The organism is Polaromonas sp. P1_E1_2 (assembly GCF_056406035.1).
The window spans coordinates 1-5,724 of the sequence record NZ_JBFUAZ010000247.1 but is presented as its reverse complement, the minus strand read 5'-3'; the positions used below and the strand labels follow the sequence as shown (position 1 = coordinate 5,724).

Annotated in this window: 6 protein-coding genes; 2 read left to right on the top strand and 4 right to left on the bottom strand. The window is 62.2% G+C overall.

Annotation, left to right across the window (positions count from 1 at the left end; translation table 11 throughout):
* The 4 genes from AC1D1P_RS12710 to AC1D1P_RS12695 form a co-directional block, all read right to left on the bottom strand.
* Nucleotides 1-1,267: cbb3-type cytochrome c oxidase subunit I (locus AC1D1P_RS12710; protein ID WP_477673231.1), on the bottom strand; the 1,267-nt coding region annotated here is incomplete at its 3' end.
* 97 nt (nucleotides 1,268-1,364) lie between these two features.
* Nucleotides 1,365-2,540: a cytochrome c oxidase subunit II gene (coxB, locus tag AC1D1P_RS12705; protein WP_477668918.1), complete on the bottom strand. Its 1,176-nt coding sequence runs from the start codon at nucleotides 2,538-2,540 to the stop codon at nucleotides 1,365-1,367.
* 136 nt (nucleotides 2,541-2,676) lie between these two features.
* Nucleotides 2,677-3,177 carry a DUF2244 domain-containing protein gene (locus AC1D1P_RS12700; RefSeq protein WP_477668303.1) on the bottom strand — a complete coding sequence of 167 codons (501 nt, stop codon included), beginning with the start codon at nucleotides 3,175-3,177 and terminating at the stop codon, nucleotides 2,677-2,679.
* A 169-nt stretch (nucleotides 3,178-3,346) separates the two neighbouring features.
* On the bottom strand, nucleotides 3,347-4,249 hold the full coding sequence (locus tag AC1D1P_RS12695) for a biotin synthase (RefSeq protein WP_477668304.1): 903 nt from the start codon (nucleotides 4,247-4,249) through the stop codon (nucleotides 3,347-3,349).
* 77 nt (nucleotides 4,250-4,326) lie between these two features.
* On the opposite strand from AC1D1P_RS12695, the gene AC1D1P_RS12690 reads away from it, so the two are divergent.
* Entirely contained in the window at nucleotides 4,327-5,106 is a 780-nt protein-coding gene (locus AC1D1P_RS12690) for a ComF family protein (RefSeq protein WP_477673230.1), read from the top strand.
* Between the two features lie 205 nt (nucleotides 5,107-5,311).
* Nucleotides 5,312-5,724, top strand: a 413-nt coding sequence (locus AC1D1P_RS12685) for a tRNA (cytidine(34)-2'-O)-methyltransferase (protein WP_477673229.1), incomplete at its 3' end; no start/stop codon positions are given.

The window sequence follows — 5,724 nt, the reverse complement described above, 5'->3', positions numbered from 1 at the left end:
CGTTGTACATGACGCCGGTCCATTTRGGCGACCAGTAGTARTAGCCGGCAAACAGGGCGTARAGCGAACCRGCCACCAGCACGTAGTGGAAGTGRGCCACCACGTAGTARGTGTCCTGCAATTGCGTGTCGATCGGTGCGACCGAAAGGATCACACCCGTCAGACCGCCGATGGTGAACACGAAGATGAAGCCCACTGCAAATAGCATGGGGGTTTCAAAGGTCATGGAGCCGCGCCACATCGTGGCGATCCAGTTGAACACCTTCACGCCCGTGGGCACGGCGATCAGCATGGTGGAGTACATGAAGAACAGCTGGCCCGTGACTGGCATGCCGGTGGTGAACATGTGGTGCGCCCACACAACGAAGCTCAGGATGGCGATGGAGCCAGTGGCGTACACCATGGAGGCGTAGCCAAACAGGCGCTTGCGCGAGAAAGCCGGGATGATCTGGCTGATGATGCCGAAGGCCGGCAAGATCATGATGTAAACCTCGGGGTGGCCGAAGAACCAGAAGATGTGCTGGTACATCACCGGGTCGCCACCGCCGGCGGGGTTGAAGAAGCTGGTGCCGAAGTGGCGGTCAGTCAGCGTCATGGTGATGGCGCCTGCGAGCACCGGCATCACGGCGATCAGCAGGTAGGCGGTGATCAGCCAGGTCCAGCAGAACATCGGCATCTTCATCAGCGTCATGCCGGGAGCGCGCATGTTGAGGATGGTGACGATGATATTGATCGAACCCATGATGGACGAAGCACCCAGGATGTGCATCGCAAAAATACCGGCGTCCATGGACGGGCCCATTTGCAACGTGAGCGGCGCGTAGAGCGTCCAGCCCGCGGCGGGTGCGCCACCAGGCATGAAGAACGACCCCACCAGCATGATGCCCGCCGGGATCAACAGCCAGAAGCTGAAGTTGTTCATACGGGCAAAAGCCATGTCAGCCGCGCCGATCTGCAGCGGGATCATCCAGTTGGCGAAACCCACGAAGGCCGGCATGATGGCGCCGAACACCATGATCAGGCCGTGCATGGTGGTGAGCTGGTTGAACAGTTCGGGGTTGACCAGTTGCAGGCCGGGCTGGAACAGCTCCGCGCGGATCAGCAGGGCCAGCACGCCACCGAACATCAGCATGAAGAAGCTGAACAACAGGTACAGCGTGCCAATATCCTTGTGGTTGGTCGCAAACACCCAGCGACGCCAGCCCGTCGGGGCATGGTGATCGTGGTCATCATGTGCGTGATCGTGATGGTCTAGAACTGCACTCATCTTGGCTTCCTTTGGTGGCTTGTGCCTGTAGCTTGTCTTTTGCGGCCGGCAAGGTCACGCCGGCGAAATGATGGAATCTGCGGGTAACGCCTGAGGCTTACTTGCGAGCCGCCTGGATTTCAGCRGGCTGGACGATCTGGCCGGTCTGGTTGGACCAGTTGTTCTTGGAGTAGCTGATCACGGCGGCGAGGTCGGTGTCGCTCAGCGCCTTCCAGGAAGGCATGGCGCCACCGGCGGCCCCATTGAGCACGGTCTGGATCTGCTTCTTGTGGTCTGCGTCGAGAACAATCGGCGAGCCGTCCAGCGGCTTGATCGGGCCAGCGCCCTTGCCGTTGGCCTGGTGGCAGGCGGCGCAATTGGCAGCGTACACTTTTTCACCGCGCGCCTTCAGGTCAACCAGCGTCCAGACTTTGGAAGGATCATCCGCCTTGGCTGCGGCTTCCTTGGCCTTGATCGCGACCCATGCACTGTAATCGGCTGCAGACACAACCCTCACATGGATGGGCATGTAGGCGTGTTCCTTGCCGCAGAGTTCCTGGCATTGGCCGTAGAAGTCGCCGACTTGCTCGGCACGGAACCAGGTGTCACGCACAAAACCGGGGATCGCATCCTGCTTGATGCCGAAGGCCGGCACCGCGAAGGCGTGGATCACGTCGCTGGCGGTGGTGATGATGCGGATTTTCTTGTTGACGGGAACAACCAGCGGGTTGTCGACCTTGAGCAGGTAGTTGTCGGGAGCTTCGCCGGCCTTGGGGCCGCCGTTGTCGGACATTTCGCGGTGCGTGTTGTCGAGTGTGGAGACAAAGCCGATGCCTTCGCCTTCGCCCTTGATGTAGTCGTAGCCCCATTTCCACTGGATGCCGGTGGCCTTGATGGTGAGGTCGGCGGCGGTGGTGTCCTTCTGGGCGACCAGCACCTTGGTGGCCGGAAGGGCCATGGCGATCACGATGATGAAGGGGACGATGGTCCAGGCAATTTCAACAGCAGTAGATTCGTGGAAATTGGCCGATTTGTGGCCGACCGACTTGCGGTGCTTGAGGATGGAATAAAACATCACCCCGAAAACAGCCACAAAAATCACGAGGCAGATGGCCATCATGAACCAGTGCAGCCATTGCTGCTCGGCGGCGATTTTGGTGGCAGCCGGATGCAGGTTCAGCTGATTGACGGCCGGGCCGCCCTTCAGGTCGTTGACGGCGTAAGCGGCGGTGCTGACCCAGGCGACCGCAGATGCCAGAATTGCGCCTGCATGCTGCATGCCAAGCCGTGTCATTTTGCTCATGGTGTTGCTTACGTTCATCGTGATCACTTTTTCTGCTTCAATTACCGACCAAATTAACCGGCTGATTATAAAGTTAGCGGCAAGCCCTCCTGCCGCACCTGAACTGACACAAGTCTTTCAGGAACTGTCAAACACTCCGCAACGCCATGCGAATCTCGCGGGCCAGCGCGGGCCGCAGCTCTGGCCGTACATGCCGCCCGACCTGGACAGACCGCCCCTGCCCGGACACCTCAATCAGCGACCCATCCCCATCCTTGGGCTCGATCCGGACCCATTCGCGGTTGAATTCAGCCCGCTCCGTGCGCCCTGCCGTTTCCAGCTCCACCACCAGCCGCTCGCCCTGAAGGACGATTTTTTCACCGTCGCCCGCATGCCTGGCATACGCCACAAAAGCAGCCCCCACCGCTATCAGCTCGATCCAGGCAAAAGGCATCACCATGGTGGCGCCCTTCAGCCAGAAAAATCCGGCAATACCCAGTGAAACACCGCACAAAGACACATACAGCCAGCCCAATTGGGCCGGTGTGAGTGAACAGTGACGCTTGAGAAGCCACAGCACAGCATCGTGGCTGTGGGCGCCCTGTGCGGGCAAGGTGGCAAAACGAAACGCTGGTGTTGGCTGCAGCATGTGGCAACCCTCAAAAAAACTGCGGTTAACGCTGGGCATTGACCGCATGAGGCTTGGGAACATACCCAAAAATTCAGCTTTGAATTGTAGCCGGGTTTACCTTGCCGCCCCTTCTGAAAACCCATCCACACCGGGGATTGGGCGCGGCTGCGCAACACCTGCCGGGCACCTAGCCGCCGGAGCGCTGGCCCTGCAGCATGCTGCGCATATCGGCGACCGACACCGCGCTGAGCGGACTGACCTTGATCCGCGGCGGCGCCTTGAGCGCGTGGCCATAAATGATTTCAAAGGTGAGGGACAACCGCCCGTCTTCGCCCCTGACGAGATGGCGGGACAGCGCGCTTTCAAGCTGCGCCTTCCAGGCCCGGCTCCGCAGGGCAGGAAACCGCGCCGGGTGAAAATTGCGGCCCAGCTCCCTGATGTCTTCCAGCAGCCTCGCGGGGGTCGCATAGGTGAGCGTGATGCGCTCCATGTCCATCACCGGCTCCGCAAACCCCGTCTGCACCAGCATGTCGCCCCAGTCATGCATGTCGGTCAGTTCATGCCCGGCCGGCGGCCAGCCCAGCTGCGCATATACCTCGCGCAACTCCTTCGCGGTATCCGGGCCCAGGCAGGAAAACATCAGAAAACCGTCCACCTTCAGCGCCTGGTGCCAGCGCGCCAGCAGGGCCTGCGGATCGGCCGATTCGTGCAGCGCCATGTTGGCCCAGAGCATGTCGGCAGTTCCTGCCGGTGGCGCCTCAAAGCGTATGGGGGCCGCCAGCCAACGGCGCGGATTCCACCACGGTTTTGCTATATTTTTGATAGCTTCTTGCGCACGTCCAGAGCTGCTTTCAACCACAAAACACCTTGATTTTGGGTATGCCCCGGCCAGTTTTTCCTGCGCCTGGATCCCTCCACGCAATGCTCCCCAGTGCACCCACGCACGCGGCTGCAGCTTGATCCATTGCAACCGGTCCATCATGCGCCGCGCCACTTCTTCATGAAGCCACGGCGAGGCCAGTGGAGCGGTGCGGTCCCAGCGGCTGACGGCGATCGGGTCGAGCGTGGGTGGGCGCTGTGTAGGGGTCATGAAAGGGAGCAAAAAGGGCAAAGGAAGCGCGGGGCCCGCCGAGGCAAGCGGGGAAGGTACGCGAGTATATTGACACGGTGTTCACACGCCTGCTTGCTCCCGCCACATTCCTGTCCCGGCCGACCGGCCGCTTTGGCGCCTTCCCCGGCTTGGCCAGCCAGTGCGCTGTGTGCCGCAGCTGGCCGGCGCGCCAGGTGTGCGGCGCCTGCGTGGCCCGGTTTGCCTTGGCCGTCCCGCGCTGCCCACGCTGCGCTCTCGCCTTGCCCGGTGACCTTTCCATGGGCCTTCGGGTTGGGCCGCAGCCCTGCGGCGCCTGTGTCAGCCACCCGCCACCGCTGGACGGCGCCTTTGCCGCGGTGCACTATGCCTACCCTTGGTCAGCCCTGATTGCGGGCTACAAATTCGGCGAGCAGCACGGCTGGGCCGCTTTTTTTGCCAAGCTGCTGGCCCGGTCGCCGGGCGTAGCCGGGCTCATGGCAGAACTGACCCCCGGCGACTGGATCGTTCCGGTGCCGCTGTCGGCGGAGCGCCTGCAGGTGCGCGGTTTCAACCAGGCCTGGGAGTTGTGTGTGGCACTGGCCCGGCAAACACGCACAGAGGGCCAAACCGATGCCAGCCTGCTGCTGCGGGTGAAGCACACGCGCCCGCAAAGCCAGCTCAAACGCAAGGACCGGCTGGCCAACGTCAAAGGGGCTTTCCAGGTGGATCCGCTGCGCACGGGGGAACTGCAGGGACGGCGCGTGGTGCTGGTTGACGACGTGATGACCAGCGGCGCCTCGCTGTATACGGCCGCACAGTCCTTGCGGGATGCGGGCGCCGCACATGTTGGCGCCGTTGTCCTTGCGCGGACTCAATAGCCCCCACGGTCGCTCACTGCGTGTAGCTGCCTGCCCCCCGAGGGGGCCGCTGCGCCTGCGGTCTGGCAAAGCCAGTCCCGCGGCCCCTGCTGGCAAAACCCCCCGATCAAACTCTCGATCACTGGAAGATAACTACGAGCGGGGGCAACATGGCGGGAACAGCCCCTTACCAACGCACCTGTGCCCGCCGCACGACAATCCAGCCATGTTCAATATTGTTCTGGTCGAGCCTGAGATCCCCCCCAACACCGGCAATGTCATCCGCCTGGCGGCCAATACGGGCTGCCGCCTGCACCTGGTGGAACCGCTGGGGTTTTCGATGGACGACAAACACATGCGCCGGGCGGGGCTCGATTACCACGAGTACGCCCAGGTGCTGCGGCATGCCAGCTGGCATGCCTTCCTTGAAAGTGAGCAACCACCCTCAGCCCGACTCTTTGCCATGACCACACACGGCTCCGCCAGCGTCTACGACGCGCGCTTCCTGCCCGGCGACTGGCTGGTTTTCGGCGCCGAAACCCGCGGCCTGGCGCCAGAGTTACGCGAATCCTTTGCGCCACCGCAGCGCCTCAAAGTGCCCATGCTACCGGGCCAGCGCAGCCTGAACCTCTCCAATAC

Excerpts from the sequence above, each read along its gene's own strand:
- AC1D1P_RS12695 (WP_477668304.1), bottom strand. The coding sequence starts at position 4,249 with ATGACCCCTACACAGCGCCCACCCACGCTCGACCCGATCGCCGTCAGC.
- AC1D1P_RS12700 (WP_477668303.1), bottom strand. The coding sequence starts at position 3,177 with ATGCTGCAGCCAACACCAGCGTTTCGTTTTGCCACCTTGCCCGCACAG.